The following is an 18,863-nucleotide window of genomic DNA, read 5'->3' as shown; positions in this document are numbered from 1 at the left end:
TTGCGCCCATCACCCTTTCCCTATTTTATACCTGTGAATTTCGCTCGCAGGAACGAAACGGAGTTCGAAGGCAAGCCGGTCTACCGGGTGTATTTCTCAGCCAGTTCGCCGATCTGAGCAAGCATCGCGTCGATTGTGGCCCGCGTCGTGCGATGGTTCACAATCGCTGCCCGGATTACCAATTGCCCTTCGATACGTGTCGTCGACGGGGCAGCAACACCGCTCTCGTGCAGATCCTTGACCAGTTCGTCGATTGCCTCATCGTCGAAATCGACCAGAGTGAAGCACACGACATTGAGCGCGACCGGCGCCATCAGCAGATAGCGGTCGTCGCTCTCGATGCATTCGGCCAGATGGCGGGCCACATCGCAGCATTCCGCCACCATTTCGCCCATGCGCGGCGCCCCGTAATGCGCGAGCGTCATCCAGACCTTCAGTGCACGAAAACCGCGTGACAGATCAGGACCGAAATCGCAGGGCCAGGGCGCATTGCCCGCGAGCCCGCGATCGGCGCGTGTCAGATAGCTGAGCGACTGAGCAAAAGCCTGCGCGTGGGCTGCCCGATCGCGCACCAGAACGCATCCGGCGTCATAAGGCACCTGCCCCCATTTATGGAAATCGAGCGCCAGACTATCGGCTCTTTCAATGCCATCGAGCATGATCGCGTGTTCGGGCGACAATCGGGCAAAAGCGCCGAAAGCCCCATCAACGTGAAACCAGCATTTCTCTGCCTGAGCGATATCGGCCAACGCCTCTAGCGGATCGACCGCGCCGCAATCGACGCTGCCCGCCGTGCCCACAATGATGAACGGATGATAGCCTGCCGCACGATCTTCCCGGATGCGCGCCGCAAGCGCCAGATCATCCATGCGATAGAGTTCGTCCACCGGAATCAGACGCAGCGCCTCGCTACCGAGCCCGGCCAGATCGAAAGCCCGGCTGACGCAGCCATGGGCCGTCTCGGCGGCATAGCCCACAAGCTTGCGTCCCGACACGCCCTGCTCCCGCATAGCCGGATCGACCGCACGACTTGCCGTGATGATGCCGATGAAATTGGCCAAAGAAGACCCGGTCACCAAACAGCCAGATGATTCTAGGGGCATGCCGACCATCTCTGCCGCCCAGCGGATAACCTGACGCTCGACCTCGATGGCCGCATGATCGCGCCCACCGCAATTATCGTTCAGGCTGGCAGCAAGCAGCTCGGCCAGAATGCCGATAGGCGTACCCGCACCCTGAACCCACCCCATGAAGCCGGGATGCGGATTGCCGTTGGAATAAGGGCGTATCTGCTGAAGAAACTGTCCATAAAGCGTTTCTGCCGTTGCGCCTTGCTGCGGCAGACCCAGCCTGAATGCCTCACGTGCGTTTTCCGGCATGGGCTGCCAGACCGGGCCTTCGCCCATATGCTCGGCACGATCGAACACGTCATCGAGCATCCGGTGGGCGAGCGCTCGCAGCGGCGCGAAATCTTCCGGGTCCAGTCCACTCATCGCTCTTATTCCTCTCGCCACACCGTGTCCGACCGACCGATTACCGGCCGAAGCCTCTCTTATCGAGTCCTGCCTTCGCCGCAGCAAGAGGGACCGCGCGCGTTCGGTCGATGTCACAAGCGTCCAGAAGAGAGAGCCAGCCAACGCCCCTGACCTGGCGTTAGCCGGGTGCCGCACTCTTGCCGCAAAATTCCAGTTGTCTGGCCGCATGAACAGCCCCATCGTCGTGTCCATGAAATACGCTACTGCTTCTCTCCTGACCCTGCTCGCCATCGGGGCCCTACCCCACTCGGCCAAGGCCGACGCCGTTCCCGCTGCGTGCATGAGTACCGACTCGGCCTCACGCACGATGGGAACTGCCTCCTTTGGCATGTCAGGTTATTCCGCCCGCCTCGTCGGAGCCGAGGCAGTCGTTCATGTGCAGCAGGTCACGGTGAGAGATCGACAGGGGCATCTGACCCTGCCGAACCTGCGCGATGCGAATGACCTCGTCTCTCTCGGGCTTCTGAAGCTGGTTCATGACTCGTCGCCTGCGAGCTGCCATGGCGTCGACGGGCGGCCAGCCCTGCGCAATCTGCGCGATGCCCTGCATCAAGGCGCTGTAGCGGAAATGATCTGGAACAAGGTCGCTTTATCGGATGGCAGCACACATTATTCGGCTGAGCAGATCACTGTCACAATGCGCGCCAGTCAGGCCCCTGGCGGTATCGATGTCGTCGTTGCGTCATCGGGGCTTTCGGCGCCCGGCGGGTCGGCCTTGCCCGGCAGCGTGAACACCACCCTCACCATCCCTGAGCAGATGCTTGACAGTACGCGCACGCCGTCAGGAAAAATCACCATTTCGTCGCTTCAGGCCCTCTGGGCCAAGGGGCGTCTTGACGGTTCGGGCTGGATCACACCCGGCCGCGACGCTGCCACCAGCACCGGGGCGCTTCACATTGCCATCACAGATCTGAGCGACCTGCTCGCCACCATCCGCCCGGTAGTGCCAACCGGCGTAACCACAGCGCTCTCGGTCGCCCAGTTCATGGGCCATCACAACGGCAATCAGGTGCTCTGGGATCTGGCACTCGATGGCGGCATTCTCAAGGTCAATTCAATCCCCATCCCCGTCAACTGAAGGCAAAGGAGGGGCGGGCCCGGCGCCCCTCGATGCGCTTCGCGCCTAGCCCGGATGACGCAGGAGCCCACCCTCCACACGCAGCGCAGCTCCCGACGTCGCCGAAGCCAGCGGCGAGCAGATATAGGCAACCATATTCGCCACCTCTTCCGGCTCTTCCAGCCTCTTCAAAAGAGATGTGGGGCGGTTATCCTTCAGGAAGCTCGCCTCGGTTTCCTCAAGCGTGCGGCCCGTTTTTTCTGCCGCCTTCTGCATCATGGTCATGACGCCCTCTGTCCGTGTCGGTCCCGGCAGCACGCTGTTGACCGTAACACCGCTGCCCGCCACGCTTTCCGCAAGACCGCGCGCAATCGCAATCTGAGCCGCCTTGCTGAACCCGTAATGGATCATCTCAGCCGGAATATTCAGCCCGGACTCGCTTGAAATGAAGACGATGCGCCCGCGCTTTTCTGCCACCATGCCCGGCAGATAGGCACGCGATAAACGCACCCCGCTCATTACATTGATATCGAAAAAGCGCTGCCAGTCATCGTCGGATATCTCGGCGAAAGGCGTTTCCTCGAAGATACCGAGATTATTGACGAGGATATCCAGCACGGGATGCGCCTGCTGCAGGCTGGCAATGATCGCAGGCTGCGCCACGTCACCCGCGAAACCGGTCACCTGCGCGTCAGGCACCTTCTTCCGGACCGCCTCGACCGCCACCTGCGTCCGTTCCTCGCCGCGCCCATTGACAATCACATGGGCTCCCGCCTGGGCCAGTCGTTCGGCAATCGCGAGACCGATACCGCCAGTGGAACCGGTGACAAGAGCTTTTTGCCCCGAAAGATCGAGTGTCAACATATGTCTCTCCATTCATTCGATATCAATCGAACAAACAAGAGGAGGATAAGTTGCGTTCATGGGGCCCTGCCCCATTCCCCGCCAAAGGGCGGTCGCCCTTTGGAAACCCGTTTCCACACACAGGATTGAAAACGGTGCGTAGGTTCAGATGAAGACGGAACAGTGCCACACAGCGCGCTTCAAACAATTCAATACGCGCAAAACCCAAGCAGGATCACCCCCCCCCGAGACAGAGTCATCACCCTTCAAGAACACGCCTTCGGAAAGGGATGAAAGGGGCGCGCCCCTTTCCGGGGTGCGGGGCAGCGCCCCGCATCACTCCCCGGTTCAGCTATCCGCTTTCTCTGCCAGCTTCTTCATGGCGCCCATCACCTTTCGCGCCATGGTAATGCGCTGCGCGTTGGTCATCTCGCGCACCACGGCAAGTTTCTGGTCAGGACGTAGTTTCACCCCCTGATCCTTGTGCCGCTCGACCCATTTGAGCAGACCCATCGGGTTGCGGAACTTGCGGTTACGGAACTGGATGACCATGCCCTTCGGCCCGGCCTCCAGACGGTCAACCCCAGCAGCACTACAGAGCCGCTTGATGATCACGACATCGAGCAGGTTCTCGACCTCCTGCGGCAGAGAGCCGAAGCGATCGACCATTTCGGCGCGCATCGCATCGAGTTCCGCCTCGCCCTCAAGCCCGGCGATGCGCCGATAGAGACCCAGACGCACAGGCAGATCACGCACATAGGTTTCGGGAATCAGAACCGGCAGGCCGAGGATGATGTTGGGCGTCCAGTCCTTGTCTTCCTCACGCTTTTGATCGCGCTGGAGACGCATGGTGGTGACGGCATCTTCGAGCATCTGCTGGTAAAGCTCGATGCCAACCTCCTTGATATGGCCTGATTGCTCATCGCCCAGCAGGTTGCCTGCACCGCGCAGATCGAGATCATGAGAGGCAAGGGTGAAACCAGCACCAAGCGTGTCGAGTGTCTGCATGATCTCGAGCCGTTTCTCGGAAGCGACCGACAGGCGATGGCTCTGCGGCCAGGTCAGATAGGCATAACCACGCTGTTTGCCACGGCCCACGCGCCCGCGAAGCTGATAGAGCTGCCCAAGACCGAACATGTCGGCGCGATGGATGATGAGCGTATTCACAGCAGGCATATCGAGCCCGCTTTCGACAATATTGGTCGACAGCAGAACATCGTATCGCCCGTCGGAGAACTCGGTCATGACGCGTTCGAGTTCGGCGGGCGTCAGACGGCCATGGGCTTGAACGGTCTTGGCGTCGGGCACAATGTCGCGCAGACGCTCGGCCATGCGATCCATATCCTCGATGCGCGGCACGACACAGAAAATCTGCCCTCCGCGAAAACGCTCGCGCTGGATGGCTTCGCGAATCATCACACTGTCGAAGGGCGTGATGAAAGTGCGCACCGCCAGCCTGTCCGTCGGCGGGGTTGCGATCAGGCTCATTTCACGCACGCCGCTCAGGGAGAGCTGAAGCGTGCGGGGGAGCGGCGTGGCCGAGAGCGTCAGCACATGTACGTCTTCGCGCAGCGACTTGAGACGCTCCTTGTGAGCAACGCCGAAATGCTGCTCCTCATCGATAATGAGCAGCCCCAGATTGGCGAAGGCCACCGATTTGGCGATCAGCGCATGCGTGCCGACCACGATATCGACCTCGCCCGCTTCAAGGGCGCGGCGGGTCTCGGCGGCTTCCTTTGCCGTCACAAGACGAGAGAGCTGGGCGATACGCACCGGGAAGCCCTCAAAACGCGTTGAGAAGCTGCGGAAATGCTGACGCGCGAGAAGCGTGGTCGGCACGACCACGGCCACCTGAACACCCGATAGCGCCGCAACGAAAGCAGCGCGCAGGGCGACTTCGGTCTTGCCGAAGCCGACATCGCCGCAGACCAGACGGTCCATCGGGCGACCTGAAGTCAGATCTTCAAGCACATCGGCGATGGCGCGCGACTGGTCCTCTGTTTCGACAAAAGGGAAACGCGCACAGAACTCGTCCCACAGCCCTTCGGCGGGCATGAGAGACGGCGCCTCCTTCATGGCGCGGCCGGCGGCAGTGCGTATCAGCTCGCCCGCCATATCGCGAATGCGCTCCTTCATCTTGGCCTTGCGCGCCTGCCAGGCCTGACCGCCCAGCTTGTCGAGCGCAACGCCCCCCTGATCGGAGCCGAAACGGCTCAGCAATTCGATATTCTCGACAGGCAGAAACAGCTTCTGTGCGCCGTCATAAAGCAGTCTGAGGCAGTCATGCGGCGCCACGCCATCGCTGACCGTCTCCAGCCCTTCATAGCGCCCGATACCGTAATCGGCATGCACAACCAGATCGCCCTCGGCGATTTCAGATGCTTCGGTAATGAACTGCTCGGCGCGGCGCTTGCGCCGGGGCGGGCGGGCGATACGCTCGCCCAGCAGGTCCTGCTCCGAGATGAACGCCATGCGGTCGCCCACAAAGCCTCGCTCGAGCCCGAGCACGACAAGCCCAACTGTGCCGGGCGCGATACCTGCCGCCGATGCCCAGCTATCGTGTAATTCGGTCGTGAAGCGATGTTCCTTGAGCAGCGAGGCGATGCGCTCACGCGAGCCTTTGGTCCAGGCCGTCACGTAACAGCGACGACCGGCCTTCTCCCACGACTCAAGCTGTGTGCGCAGGGCGTCAAAAGCCCCCTCGCGCGTGCCGTCCTTGCCACGCACGAAAATCGGGCCGGGGCGCCCACCGGCATCGAGGCCCTGTGTGGCGTCGGGCTTGGCAAAAGGATTAAGCGCGATGCAGGGCACGCGCGCCAGCATGGCGTCCCAGCCCGCGCGGTTGAGATATAGCAGATGGGATGGCAGGGCGCGATAAATGGCCTCGCCTTCACGAGCGGGGGCTTTTCTGGCCTCGTAGTGATCGGCGATCATCTCGAGACGTGCCTTGAGAATATCCGGCACCTGATGATCGATACTGACCGAAGCCTCGGGCAGATAATCGATCAGCGTATCCATGTGCTCATGAAAGAGCGGGATATAATGCTCAAGTCCGGGAAATCGTCGTCCCTCGCTGACATGCTCGTAAACGACATCGGATGCCGACGAAGGACCGAACAGGTCACGCCATGAAGAGCGAAAACGACTGATCGCATCGGGGCTGAGCGCATATTCCGAAACGGGACGCAGCTTGAAGGCATCAAGCGTTTCGGTCGAGCGCTGACTTGCCACGTCGAAGCGACGAATATTATCCACCTCATCACCGAACAGATCGAGGCGAATCGGCTCGCTTTCACCCGCCGGATAGAGGTCGAAAATACCGCCTCGGGTAGCGAATTCTCCGGCTTCCATGACCGTATCGGTACGCGTGTAGCCGCTGGCAATCAGCAACTCGATGAGCATGGCCTGATCGAGGGCCTCGCCCTTCCTGACCGCTATGGCCTGATTGCGAAACGCGTCACGCGGCGGCACGCGCTGGACCAGCGCATGCACCGTGGTCAGCACGATGCGACGCGTCTTACCTGCGGGTTCGAGCAATCGTGTCAGGGTGGCGGCGCGCTCGGCCGTGATGGCCGGATTAGGCGAGACGCGATCGTAAGGCAGGCAGTCCCAAGCGGGAAAGCGGAGCACGGCCACATCCGGTTCGACATAGGCCAGCATGTCGGCAAGAGCCGCTACGGCAGCGTCGTCGCGCCCAACATGGATGAGCGGGCCATCATGCTCGCCCAGGCGGCGACGCAGGAGGAACGCGGTATAGGCTTCCGGCACGCCCCAGAGGATCGGCCAGTCGGGGGTATCGGTCATTCAGAAATCCAAAGCACGCGCGCCACGATGCAGGCAGGCTGCCAGGCGATGGTTTCGTTTTGTTCCATGACAATTCTATCCTATAGCCTGTGCGTTTCCCGCTGTCAGCCCATGTTCCGCGAAGGCCATGCACCCAGAGTCATCAAGGATTTCGCCCCTGCTCGCCCCGCTGGCAACCCTGCCTGGCATCGGCCCTCGTTACGCCGATCTGCTGCGCAAGGTTGCTTGCGGCCCACGCGTGATCGATCTTCTTTTCACCCTGCCCACAAGCTACACAGACCGGCGCAGCGTGCTGACCTTGCGCGAGGCTCGCGACCAGCTGATGCCCGGCGCCACGCTGACGGCGAAGCTGCGCGTGCTGGATATCGTGGCGCCCTCGCGCCCTCGACAGCCTTTCCGCATTCGCGCCTGCGATGACACGGATGAAATCGACATTTTGTTCTTTCATCAGGCTTTCATCCGCTCTGTCGCGGTAGGTGACGAGCTGGCCATCTCGGGACGGCTCGAACGCTATGGGCTCTCGCTTACCATGCCGCATCCCGACTATATGCTGGGCTGGGCACGGCGAGACACGATTCCCCCAATTGACCCGGTCTGGCCACTTACGGCGGGGCTGTTCACCTCAGTCATGAGACGGGCGGTGCATAAGGCGCTCGATCTGATTCCAGCTCTGCCTGAATGGATTGATCCCGATCGCCTTGCCCGACGCAACTGGCCAGGCTTTGCACAGGCGCTTGGAACGCTGCATCGGCCTACATCCGATACCGGGCAGAACTGGTCGAGCCTCGCCCTACTGGCCCGCGAGCGACTGGCCTATGACGAGTGCCTCGCCGATCAGCTTTCCATCGCCATGGCGCGGCTCGAAGCGCGCGGCCAGACGGGACGTGTGATCATTGGCGATGACACTCTTCGCAGCGAAACCCTGACCCGCTTCGGTCATCAACCGACCGGCGCACAGATCAGGGCGCTAGCCGAAATAGATGCCGATCTCGCGGCCCCTGCGCCGATGATGCGCCTGCTTCAAGGGGATGTCGGCGCAGGCAAGACGCTCGTGGCACTGCTGGCCATGCTTCGTGCCGTCGAGTCCGGCGCTCAGGCGGCGCTTATGGCGCCCACCGAAATTCTCGCAACCCAGCATTTCGAGACAATCTCACGCCTGACCAGCGTACCCTGCGCCTATCTTTCGGGCAGCGTGAAAGGCAAGGCACGACGACTTGCCCTTGAGGCCATCTCAGACGGCTCGGCCAGACTGGTGATCGGCACTCATGCCCTTTTTCAGGAAAAGGTTGCGTTTCACGACCTCGCTCTGGCCGTCATTGACGAGCAGCATCGCTTTGGCGTGCAGCAACGCTCGATGCTCGGCGCCAAAGGTGAGCATACCGATATTCTGGTGATGACCGCCACCCCGATCCCGCGCACCTTGCTTCTGACGCAATGGGGCGATCTGAGCGTCAGCCGCCTCGACGAAAAACCGCCTGGACGCAAGCCGATCCAGACCTCGCTTCACCCGCTTTCCACGCTGGATGAAGTGATAAGCGGCATAACGCGCATTCTGCGCCATGGCGCCCAGATCTTCTGGGTCTGTCCTTTGGTGGAAGAAAGCGAAGTACTCGACGTGGCGGCAGCCGAGGCACGCTGGGGAGACCTCTCCCTGCGCCTCTCCGTGCCCGTCGGGCTGGCTCATGGCAGGCAGGAAATTGCCCAGAGACAGACGGAGCTGGACCGGTTCAGGCTGGGTGAAACACGCCTTTTAGTTGCCACCACGGTCATTGAGGTTGGGGTTGATATCCCAAACGCCTCTGTAATGGTGATCGAGCATGCGGAGCGCTTCGGTCTCGCCCAGCTTCATCAGCTACGCGGACGCGTGGGCCGCGGTGCCGCCGCCTCATACTGCCTGCTGATCTACGACGATGCGACCGGCGCCAACGGCAAGGAGCGCCTTGCTCTTCTACGCGAAACCGAGGACGGGTTCATGATTGCCGAGCGGGATTTCAAGCTGCGGGGAGGAGGCGACCTGGCCGGGAATCGTCAGTCCGGTCTACCCTTATTTCGCCTCACCGAGGGCGTAGACGCCGACTCTCTATTACATGAAGCGCATCGTGACGCTGTTGTTATTTCAGGGAAGTCGACAAAAATGACCGAGCTTGCGCTGGAACTTCAAATACTTCTCAATCTATTCGACCGCGATGACATGAAACGTATCAATCGCTCAGGATAAGTCGTCGACTACCCACCATACCAATACTTATTTAAGGATTTGAAATAATGTGTCATATAGATTTTTGACTGGAACTTGTGCATACTTGCTCAAACCTGCATTGTCTTTCATAAGCGGGTTTCCCGTGAGAGAGAGGCGTCATGTCCCTAAACAAACAGCTTCTGCCGCAAACAGCGATACTCGAAATCGCGCGCCGGTTGTTGAGCGCCTCGGCAGTATGCATCTGCGGCTATGACACGGAAGACGAGCTCGTAGAAATCGCCAGCGATGGCGATCATACGAAAAAGATTACCGGAGCCTGCGTCAAGACTGTCTGTGCCAGCCCCGATGCGCTGCATCTCGAAAAAACCGAGACCGGATACGAACTCGGCCTCGCCCTCGACACGGACGTCACGCTCCTCGCGCATATTCCGCTCACTGTCGAGGAAACCGAGCTGCGTGAGCTTGCGCCCTATCTGGCTGTGTGCGCAAAGACGATCCTGCGCAACCAGACCTTGCAGACCAGACGCCCGGACCTGCCAGATCGGGGGCTCTGCGCCGCCCATATCGAGCAGTTGATCGCGACAGCAGCATCCGAAATACGCAAAACCAGCTTTTCGGTCATGGCAATCGATCTCGACCATCTGAACACGCTCAATTTGCGCTATGGATGGGAAACATCCAATCGGATCATCGATGAGGCCATCGGGCGGGTAAAGACCATCCTGCCACAACACGCGTTTCTGAGCTATGCGGGCGGCGGCAGTATTCTCGTCGTGTCGCCGCCGGGCCTCTCTCTGGTGACCTCCCGCTCGCTGATCGCCACCATTCGCCAGTCGCTTTCTCCTACTATTCATGTTGAAGACAGCGAAATCCAGGCATCGTTCTCGATCGGCTGGGCACTCTTCCCTGAAGACGGCGCCACGACCGCGTCTCTTCTTCAAGCCGTCGATGCCGCCATGGCGGAAGTTCGTCATCACGGCGGCGCGCATGAGAGACGCGCGAGTTCGACCAGTATCGCCGCGCTGGTAGGCACCTCGGGGTTGGAGCGCGATCTGATCAGTGCCAGCGAACGCGGTGAATTCTCGCTCAACTGGATGCCGATCATCGCGTCAGGCTCTCAAACCGTCGTAGCCCTTGAGGCGCTGTTGCGCTGGGAGCGTCCCGGCAAGGGACAGGTGCCTCCCGACCTCTTTATTCAATGCGCCGAAAATGGTGGATTGATCGAAAAACTCGATCAATGGAGTCTGGAAACGGCCTGCAAGGCCGCAGCGTCATGGAGCCATCCGCTACGCGTCTGCGTAAACATCTCGCCAACCTGGCTCGCCAAGCGTCGCCTTTCTCACGTAGTTGAGAGCGTTCTCCGCGAGACAGGCCTTGCCGCTGAACGACTTCAGATCGAGCTCTCCGAAAAGCGCTCTTTCGGGCCGCGCGATATTGCTTATCAGGAACTCTCGCGCCTGCGTGCGCTAGGCGTTCATGTCGCGCTCGACGATTTCGGTGCCGGCTATTCCTCGCTCGAACGTCTGGCTAATTTTCCTGTCGATCAGATAAAATTCGACCGCTCTTTCATGCTGCGACTTACTGACGACCGTCGGGTTAACGAAGTCATGGGGCAGACCATCCAGATGGCACGGCGTCTAGGTATTTCCTGCTGCGCCAAAGGCGTGGAGACCGAGAGGCAAATGGCCTTTCTCGACTCCTATGGCTGCGAAGAGGTTCAGGGCTATCTGCTTGGCGTGCCCACCACCGACTATCTCTGATTGCCACGCCCGAAACGAACATAGGTGTAAAAAAGCCATGACACCGCGAGGTGCCATGGCTTTTCTTTGACCGGGTTGCTCCGACCGTACCCTCTCTCGGATCAGAACTTGACCGAAAGCTTGAGCGACCCGTAGTTGAACAGACCAGCCTTAGCCGTCTTGAACTGGGCTGTTTGCCAGTTCTGGCTATAAGACAGGCGGACACCATGCCACATGACAGCCACGCCGGCATGGATCATCCCGACATCCCAGGTCTTGCTGACATGAGGCGAGTTATCGCGCAGCGTATTGCCCTGAAGCGTCGAATCGTAGGCGACGGCCTGACCCTCGACCCCACCATAGACATACCAGGCGACCGGACGGGTCGCGACGAAAGCATCGGTGCCATCGAGGCCCGGCCCGATCGTCGCATTGCCGAAATCGCTATCCAGACCTTGACCGATGCGGAAAGTGCCTGCGGCATCGGCATAGGTGCGATAATCGCCCGCAGCGCCGGAAACGGCCGGCAGCACATCGGCGCTGATACCATAAAGATTCACGACGGGCAGGCGCCAGATGCGACCGGCCTGGATCTGAAAGACCGGCTGGTTCTGAAGCTGTGTGTGCCAGCCGCGATTCTTCGTATCGCCGATCGCGCCATGAAAACCGTTCTGAAGCTGACGACCCAGACCGGCAGGCCCCATCACACCGAACTGGATGCCTGCAACACTGCGCGACAGATCGGTATCATTGATGAAATTGACCGTACCCAGAAGCAGGCTCGAGTAAGGACGATCGCCTGAAGGGGGCTGTGCAAGCTGTGTATCGCGCGGCGTAAAGATGAGCTGCTGCACACCGAGGCTGACACGCTGCGTGCCGTTGCCGAGCAGGAAACGGTTCACATCGGCAAAAGGCTTGGGCAGGTTGTCGGTGCCCGACGTCCAGTTGAAGCGAAGACCCGACGTGTAATACTGGTCCGACGTTCCCTTCAAGGTCGAAACGGCGTCGTTCTCACCCTGAAGAGTCCAGGTGCCGTAAGGATCCTGCTTCGGCGTAGCATGGGCAGCAGAAGCGCCAACCAGCACGAGACCGAGAGCCGAAAGCGATCCCGTCTTGATCTGCCTGGCTTTCGGCCAGCGCGACTTTGAACAGCGCAAATCCATCCCTTTCTGAAATAGTAGGTTACTACCTTATCGCATTCCACGTATCAGGAAACAGTGGTTGACGGGAACGAAAAGACGATCTGCTCATAAAAACGCGATATAAAGAAAATCGTGGTAATCGAGCCACGTTTTCCAGTGGCATAGTTTGAAAAAACCGTGTTAGGGTTCCCCTGAAACCCCCTGTGGACATCGCCTGTTGCACTCAACTGCGGGCGGCCCTGTGCACAGCGTTTCGACTTACAACATTGGTGATTCTCACGAAGATGGATCACCGTACAGATCTCGGGATTAGACCGTTGAGAAGCAACCGTACCGACCGCAGCCCACGTTCCCCGCGCCGCGGCGGATTCGATGACGATTTTATGGCCCCCCCCTCCTTCGGCGGTGATCGTGGCGGGATGCAAAATCGTCGTCCCCCTTCGGGCGGCCCCCAGGTTCTGGCGTCAGGCCCTGAAGTAGGCGCCAGCGTCAAGTGGTTCAACAGCGAGAAGGGCTTCGGCTTCGTCGAACTGGCTGATGGATCAGGCGACGTTTTCCTTCACGCTAACGCGCTGTCCAGCGCTGGTCACACCAGCGTCAATCCGGGCACCACGCTGAACGTCCGCATCGGTCAGGGCCCCAAGGGTCGCCAGGTTGCCGAAGTTCTCACCGTCGACACCAGCACAGAAGAAGCCCCGCGCCCGCGCGCTGCTTTCAACCCGGCTGGCCCGCGTCCGTCCTTCGGCGGCGGCCGTCCGGCCCGTCCGGCCCCCGACCTGTCGCAGGCTCAGGAGCTTCGTGGCATTGTGAAGTGGTACAACGCCACGAAGGGCTTCGGCTTCATCACTCCGGAGAACGGCGGCAAGGACATCTTTATCCACGCCTCCGCTCTGGAGCGCTCAGGCCTGTCGAGCCTGAATGAAGGCCAGGCAGTCGACGTCAAGGTCGTTCAGGGCCAGAAGGGTCCTGAAGCCGCTGACATCAACATTGCCTGATTAGCTTTGCTTTTCAGAAAAACCCGGCCTTTGTGCCGGGTTTTTTTGTGCCTTACGACCGCTAAAAATCTGTTTCTATACTTTCAATCCCTCGAGATTCCGTTTTTTGGGTAATACAGATCCGCTATGGCGCACAAAAAAACCACACTCAAATATGGCGTGGTTTTTCTTTGGTTATCCTGTTCAGCTCAGGAACTTCCCGCTGCGGGCACCAAGAGCGGGATCCGGCTCAGTAATCCTTGCCTTTGCTTCGTAGAAGTCGAGCCTTGTCACGCTGCCAGTCACGCTCGGCAATAGCATGACGCTTATCCTCTTTCTTGCGCCCCTGACCAAGACCCAAAGTCAGCTTGGCCACGCCGCGCGCGTTGAAATGGATATCGAGCGGCACGAGCGAAGCCCCTGAGCGGGAAACCGCACCGAGAAGATGGTCGACCTGCTTCTTGTGCAAGAGCAGCTTGCGTGGCGCACGCGTGTCGAAGCGCGACAGAACCCCGCCCTGATATTCGGGAATATAGGAGTTCAGCAGCCAGATTTCGCCGTTGCGCTCTCCGGCATAGGCTTCGTTGATCGTGGCACGGCCCATGCGCAGGCTTTTCACCTCAGGCCCCTTGAGGACGATCCCCGCCTCGACGGTTTCGAGAATAGTATAATTGAACCGGCCTTTTCTGTTCTGCGAGGCGATGCCGTGCGAGATCAGACCGGATTTCTTCTTTTCAGCCACAATTCATCCTGACAGGCCTGTGTTCTTGAGGGCCTCATCGATGACAGCGCGAGACGCGGCACCGGGTTCACAAAGAGGCAGGCGCACGGTTGGCGTGCACAGCCTGAGGCGCGAAGCCGCATATTTCACGGGGCCGGGATTGCTCTCGCAGAACATCGCATCGTGAAGCGGCGTCAATATCTGCTGGATTTCCATAGCCCGCGCCACGTCGCCTGCCTGCCAGGCCTCATGCATATCCGCACAGAGACGCGGGGCAATATTGGCCGTCACACTGATGCATCCTGTCCCTCCTGCGGCAAGGAAAGAGACAGTGGTACCGTCATCGCCCGTCAGCAGGGTGAAAGGCTTGCCGCCAAGAAGATGGCGCAGCTGAAGCGGCCGCGAGAGATTGGCTGTCGCGTCCTTCGTGCCGACGATGTTGGGATGGTCAGCGAGACGCGCCATCGTTTCAGGCAGCACTTCGACCACCGAGCGGCCCGGCACATTATAGACGTAGAGCGGCAGATCGGTGGCGTCGGCCACGAGCATGAAATGCTGATACAGCCCTTCCTGCGTCGGCTTGTTATAATAGGGGGCTACGACCAGCAACGCATCGGCCCCCACAGCCTTGGCGTGACGCGCCATGCCGATGGCCTCATGGGTGCTGTTCGACCCGGCCCCGGCCATGACAGGCACGCGACCGCCAGATACCTTGACCGTATGCGCCACGACCAGAGCATGTTCGTCGTGGGTGAGCGTAGGGCTTTCACCCGTTGTGCCCGCAGGAATGAGCCCTGCCGTGCCCTGTTCGATCTGCCAGTCGATGAAACGACCGAGAGCAGCGAGATCGACCGTACCGTCATCGCGAAAAGGAGTCAGCAGCGCGGTCAGAGACCCCTTGAAATCCTTGTTTCGTGCCATGAGCCCTCACCTGCCGCGTTGAACAAACCTGCTGCTAAATAGAACTCTAAACGGCGCTGTCAAATGGATATCGCCGTGAGGGCGCCTATTCAGGATAGCGTGATGGGCTGGCCGGATAGACACCCAGTATCGCTATGTTTTCGCTGCATTCGCGCAGAACCGAAAGTGCCTCTCCCAAACCCGTCTGCTCTGGGTGGCCTTCGACATCGAGCAGAAATCCCGTCGCAGTCAGGGTGCCGGGACTCATATAGCTTTCAAGCCGGGTCATGTTGACGCCGTTTTCGGCAAAACCACCCAGCGCCTGATAAAGAGCGCCGGGGCGATTGAGCACACGAAACACCAGCGTGGTCATGACGCGCTCAGAGTCGGCGGCAGGCCATACGGCCTCACGCGCGACGAGGTAGAAGCGTGTCGTGTTATGGGCGGCATCTTCCACATTGGCGCGCAGAATTTCCAGCCCGTTCAATTCGGCGGCGAGAGAAGATGCGACGGCGCCATCTTCGCGCGACTGCCATTGCACGACCATTTCGGCCGCGCCCGCCGTGTCGAAAGCCGAGCATGGCTCGACACCAAGCTCTCGAACCAGATCGCGTATCTGGCCGAGCGCCACGGGGTGGGTGTGGATACGACGCAGATCTTCGATACGCGTACCCGGCAGGCCCAGCAGGCAATGCTCGACGCGCTGAAAATGCTCGCCGATGATAGGCAGCCCGGCTTCTGGCAAAAGCGCATGAATCTCGGGCACACGCCCGGCCAGAGAATTCTCGCAAGCGAGCATGCCTAGCGTGGCCCGCCCCTCGCGCACCGCGTCGATTGCCGACTGAAAGCTGGGGCAAGGCAGGGTTTCCCAGCCGGGGCGCGCCGTGCGGCAGGCGAGATCGGAATAGGCGCCGGGACGCCCCTGAAAAGCAATGATCCGGGTCATGAGCGAAGCGCCTGGCGAACACGAACGAGGTCCTCGGGCGTATCCACACCAAGCGGCGCCTCGTCAATCGCCACGCAGCCGATGCTCATACCCGCCTCAAGCGCGCGAAGCTGCTCAAGCGATTCCCGCTTCTCCAGCCCCGAAGGCGTCAGGGATACGAAACGCGTCAGTGCCTCACGACGCCAGGCATAGACCCCGACATGATGCCAGAGCGGCCCTGCCCCCCAGGGAATGGCACGACGCGAAAAGTAAAGCGCGCGAGCGATCGCCTGCCCCTCGGCGAAAGCGCAGGCGGCCTTCACGACTGAGTCCCGATTGGCCTCTTCCTGCGTCTCGACGGCTGCCACCAGCGTCCCAATATCGAATCCGCCCTGCGATACGGGAAGCAGCGCCGAGGCAAGGCAGGATGGGGCGATCAGAGGCAGATCGCCTTGAAGGTTGATCACGACATCATGATGCCCCTCAGGGTCATGACTCTGAAGAGCAGCGTAAACCCGGTCCGACCCGCTCGGCAGCGCCGGATCGGTCAGGACGCCTTCGACGCCATGATCGGCCAGAACATCGAGAATGGCTGAATCGCCAGATGCCACGAGCACCGGCCCGATCCCGGCGGCAAGCGCGCGCAGTGCCACCTGAAGAATCATGGGCTTGCCATCTATCTCGGCAAGAGGCTTGTTGGGCAGACGCGTCGATGCCAGACGTGATGGGATGACGATGATCGGTTTCATAGGGTAGAAGCAGGCTTTCCGCTTGTCTTGTGAGGGCTGCAGCGCATGGCCAGACATGCCGCACCCCCCTTGATGCGTCAATCGCCCGCAAGGCAGCATTGCGCGCCTTCTTGCCCTGTTTTCCCGCCCCCTGCCCCGGAAATAACCATCATGACGTCTCGGCCCGATCTCACAGCCTGCCTGGAAACCGCCCTGCTTTGCGCCGATCGCGCGCGCGAGGCGGTCTCACCCCATTTCCGCGTCGGGCTCACCGTGGACGATAAAAGTGATGAGAGCCCGGTCACGCGTGCCGATCGCGAGGCAGAGACAGCCATGCGCAACCTGATCACTCGGCGTCATCCCGATCAGGCGATATTGGGCGAGGAATTCGGCTTTTCGGGCGTGAAAGGCGACTGGGTATGGGTGCTCGATCCGATCGACGGCACGAGAGCGTTCATTACCGGGCGGCCGAGCTTTGCCACGCTCATCGCCCTGTTTCACAAGGGCAAGCCCGTTCTCGGCATCATCGACCAGCCTCTCACCCGGGAGCGCTGGATCGGCGTCGACGGCGCGCCGACCCGTTTCGACTCCGCCGCTATGCCGGGCACTATCGGCACGCGTTCCTGCCCTGCCCTCGAAGAGGCAGAACTCTCCTGCACGTCGCCGGATATGCTGATCGCCCCCTATGACGCGCGCTTCGCAGAACTCAAGGCAGCGACAAGGCGCACGAGCTGGGGCGGCGATGCCTATGGCTACGGGTTGCTGGCACTCGGCCAGATCGATGTGATCGCCGAATGCACCATGAAGCCCTGGGATTGGGGGGCTCTTGTCCCGGTAGTCGCTGGCGCGGGCGGCGTCATGACCGACTGGCAGGGCGCGCCCCTGACGCTGGAAAGCGACGGCACGGTTCTCGCCTGCGGCAACAAGGCCCTGCTGCAAGACGCGGTCGCGCGCCTTCGCCCTTCCCCCTGACAAGACTATAGGCTAGCACCGCTCTTCGGATTTGCGCCGCTGACAGGAGCCAAACATGGAAGCCTCGTTTTCTCTCCCCAAAGACCGCATTCGCATTCTTTTGCTCGAAGGCATTCATGAGAGCGCCGCGCAGCATCTTGCAGCGCAGGGCTACAGGCAGGTCACCTGCCTCAAGACCGCGCTTGAAGGCGAGGCCCTGACAGAGGCGCTCAAGGGGGTGCATATGGTGGGCATCCGCTCGCGCACACAGCTCACCGCACCAGTGATCGAGGCGGCTGACCGTCTCATGGCCATCGGCTGCTTCTGCATCGGGACCAATCAGGTCGATCTCAACGCGGCACGTATGGCAGGCATTCCGGTTTTCAACGCTCCTTTCAGCAATACGCGCTCGGTGGCCGAACTCGTCATGGGCGAAATCGTCATGCTGCTGCGTCGCATTCCGTCACGCTCCGAGCAGTGCCATGCGGGCGGCTGGGACAAATCGGCCATCAATGCCTGGGAAGTGCGCGGCAAGACGCTGGGCATCGTGGGCTATGGCTCGATCGGCTCACAGCTCTCCGTTCTGGCCGAGGCTTTCGGCCTGCGCGTAATCTTCTATGACACCATCGACAAACTGCCGCATGGCAATGCGACCCCGGTTGCCAGCCTGCAAGAGCTTCTGGCCCAATCGGATATCGTCAGCCTTCACGTGCCGCAGACCGATCAGACCAAGGACATGATCGGCGAGGCCGAAATTCGCGCCATGAAGCCGAATTCGATTCTGCTGAACAATGCGCGCGGCACGGTGGTCGATATCGATGCTCTTGCCGCTGCCCTGCGCGACGGCCATCTGATGGGCGCCGGCGTCGACGTATTCCCGAAAGAACCAAAAGGCGCTGGCGAGAGCTTCGTCTCTCCGTTGCAGGGCCTGCCCAATGTCATTCTGACCCCTCATATCGGCGGCTCGACCATGGAGGCGCAGGAGCGCATCGGCGTCGAAGTCGCCAAGCGTTTCGTCGAGTATTCCGATGTGGGCTCGACGCTTGGCGCCGTGAACTTCCCGCCCGTTCAGCTGCCCGAGCGTCCGCGTGGGACGCGATTCATGCATGTGCATGAAAACCGCCCTGGTATTCTGCGCCAGATCAACGAGATCTTTTCGAGCGAGGAATGCAACATTGTCGCACAATATCTGCAGACCGATGGCGAAGTCGGTTATGTGGTGGTCGAGATCGATGCGAGCCCCGACAGCGAACTCGACACCCGACTGCTCGCCCGACTGCGCGATCTCAAGGGCACGATGCGCGCCCGTCTGATCTATCAGCGCTGAATAATTATTAATGAATT

At 60.5% G+C, this 18,863-nt stretch carries 14 protein-coding genes; 6 read left to right on the top strand and 8 right to left on the bottom strand.

Annotated features, from left to right (window positions below):
• Positions 1–80: 80 nt before the first annotated feature.
• Complete coding sequence (locus tag ABHV46_RS15000; protein WP_438382125.1) at positions 81–1,493, bottom strand: pyridoxal phosphate-dependent decarboxylase family protein; 1,413 nt, start codon at positions 1,491–1,493, stop codon at positions 81–83.
• Between the two features lie 208 nt (positions 1,494–1,701).
• Between ABHV46_RS15000 and ABHV46_RS14995 the strand changes: the two genes are divergently transcribed.
• The gene (locus ABHV46_RS14995) at positions 1,702–2,613 is read left to right on the top strand and encodes a hypothetical protein (RefSeq protein ID WP_438382124.1); all 912 of its coding nucleotides are present in this window, start codon (positions 1,702–1,704) and stop codon (positions 2,611–2,613) included.
• A gap of 45 nt (positions 2,614–2,658) precedes the next feature.
• Here ABHV46_RS14995 and ABHV46_RS14990 read toward each other — a convergent pair whose 3' ends face one another.
• Both ABHV46_RS14990 and mfd read right to left on the bottom strand, forming a co-directional pair.
• A complete protein-coding gene (locus ABHV46_RS14990; protein ID WP_438384452.1) occupies positions 2,659–3,453 on the bottom strand; it encodes an SDR family NAD(P)-dependent oxidoreductase in 795 nt (264 codons plus the stop codon).
• A 330-nt stretch (positions 3,454–3,783) separates the two neighbouring features.
• A complete protein-coding gene (mfd, locus tag ABHV46_RS14985; protein WP_438382123.1) occupies positions 3,784–7,239 on the bottom strand; it encodes a transcription-repair coupling factor in 3,456 nt (1,151 codons plus the stop codon).
• 127 nt (positions 7,240–7,366) lie between these two features.
• Between mfd and recG the strand changes: the two genes are divergently transcribed.
• Together recG and ABHV46_RS14975 are read left to right on the top strand one after the other, a co-directional pair.
• Positions 7,367–9,457: an ATP-dependent DNA helicase RecG gene (gene recG, locus ABHV46_RS14980; RefSeq protein WP_438382121.1), complete on the top strand. Its 2,091-nt coding sequence runs from the start codon at positions 7,367–7,369 to the stop codon at positions 9,455–9,457.
• Positions 9,458–9,597: 140 nt separating this feature from the next.
• The gene (locus tag ABHV46_RS14975) at positions 9,598–11,199 is read left to right on the top strand and encodes a putative bifunctional diguanylate cyclase/phosphodiesterase (protein WP_438382120.1); all 1,602 of its coding nucleotides are present in this window, start codon (positions 9,598–9,600) and stop codon (positions 11,197–11,199) included.
• Positions 11,200–11,300: 101 nt separating this feature from the next.
• On the opposite strand, the gene ABHV46_RS14970 is transcribed toward ABHV46_RS14975, so the two are convergent.
• Positions 11,301–12,296 (bottom strand): lipid A deacylase LpxR family protein, encoded by a 996-nt coding sequence (locus ABHV46_RS14970; protein ID WP_438384451.1) that lies wholly within the window; start codon positions 12,294–12,296, stop codon positions 11,301–11,303.
• A gap of 341 nt (positions 12,297–12,637) precedes the next feature.
• Here ABHV46_RS14970 and ABHV46_RS14965 point away from each other — a divergent pair, with 341 nt between their 5' ends.
• The gene (locus ABHV46_RS14965) at positions 12,638–13,315 is read left to right on the top strand and encodes a cold-shock protein (protein WP_304500115.1); all 678 of its coding nucleotides are present in this window, start codon (positions 12,638–12,640) and stop codon (positions 13,313–13,315) included.
• 229 nt (positions 13,316–13,544) lie between these two features.
• On the opposite strand, the gene smpB is transcribed toward ABHV46_RS14965, so the two are convergent.
• The 4 genes from smpB to ABHV46_RS14945 all read right to left on the bottom strand — a co-directional run bounded on the left by smpB (position 13,545) and on the right by ABHV46_RS14945 (position 16,589).
• Positions 13,545–14,039, bottom strand: a complete 495-nt coding sequence (gene smpB / locus ABHV46_RS14960; protein WP_188427095.1) for an SsrA-binding protein SmpB — start codon at positions 14,037–14,039, stop codon at positions 13,545–13,547.
• Positions 14,040–14,936 (bottom strand): 4-hydroxy-tetrahydrodipicolinate synthase, encoded by an 897-nt coding sequence (gene dapA, locus ABHV46_RS14955; protein ID WP_336945552.1) that lies wholly within the window; start codon positions 14,934–14,936, stop codon positions 14,040–14,042.
• 85 nt (positions 14,937–15,021) lie between these two features.
• Positions 15,022–15,861 (bottom strand): prephenate dehydratase, encoded by an 840-nt coding sequence (locus tag ABHV46_RS14950; RefSeq protein ID WP_438382119.1) that lies wholly within the window; start codon positions 15,859–15,861, stop codon positions 15,022–15,024.
• The gene (locus tag ABHV46_RS14945; protein ID WP_438384447.1) at positions 15,858–16,589 is read right to left on the bottom strand and encodes a 3-deoxy-manno-octulosonate cytidylyltransferase; all 732 of its coding nucleotides are present in this window, start codon (positions 16,587–16,589) and stop codon (positions 15,858–15,860) included. The genes ABHV46_RS14950 and ABHV46_RS14945 overlap by 4 nt, the downstream gene beginning before the upstream one ends.
• A gap of 150 nt (positions 16,590–16,739) precedes the next feature.
• Between ABHV46_RS14945 and ABHV46_RS14940 the strand changes: the two genes are divergently transcribed.
• Both ABHV46_RS14940 and serA read left to right on the top strand, forming a co-directional pair.
• Positions 16,740–17,540 carry an inositol monophosphatase family protein gene (locus ABHV46_RS14940; protein ID WP_438382118.1) on the top strand — a complete coding sequence of 267 codons (801 nt, stop codon included), beginning with the start codon at positions 16,740–16,742 and terminating at the stop codon, positions 17,538–17,540.
• Positions 17,541–17,595: 55 nt separating this feature from the next.
• Positions 17,596–18,846: a phosphoglycerate dehydrogenase gene (gene serA, locus ABHV46_RS14935; protein WP_438382117.1), complete on the top strand. Its 1,251-nt coding sequence runs from the start codon at positions 17,596–17,598 to the stop codon at positions 18,844–18,846.
• Positions 18,847–18,863: the final 17 nt, after the last annotated feature.

It is taken from the genome of Asaia sp. BMEF1 (assembly GCF_051628905.1).
Taxonomy (GTDB): Bacteria; Pseudomonadota; Alphaproteobacteria; order Acetobacterales; family Acetobacteraceae; genus Asaia.
The sequence above is the reverse complement of the archived record's forward strand: the minus strand, read 5'-3'. Positions and strand labels throughout refer to the sequence as shown.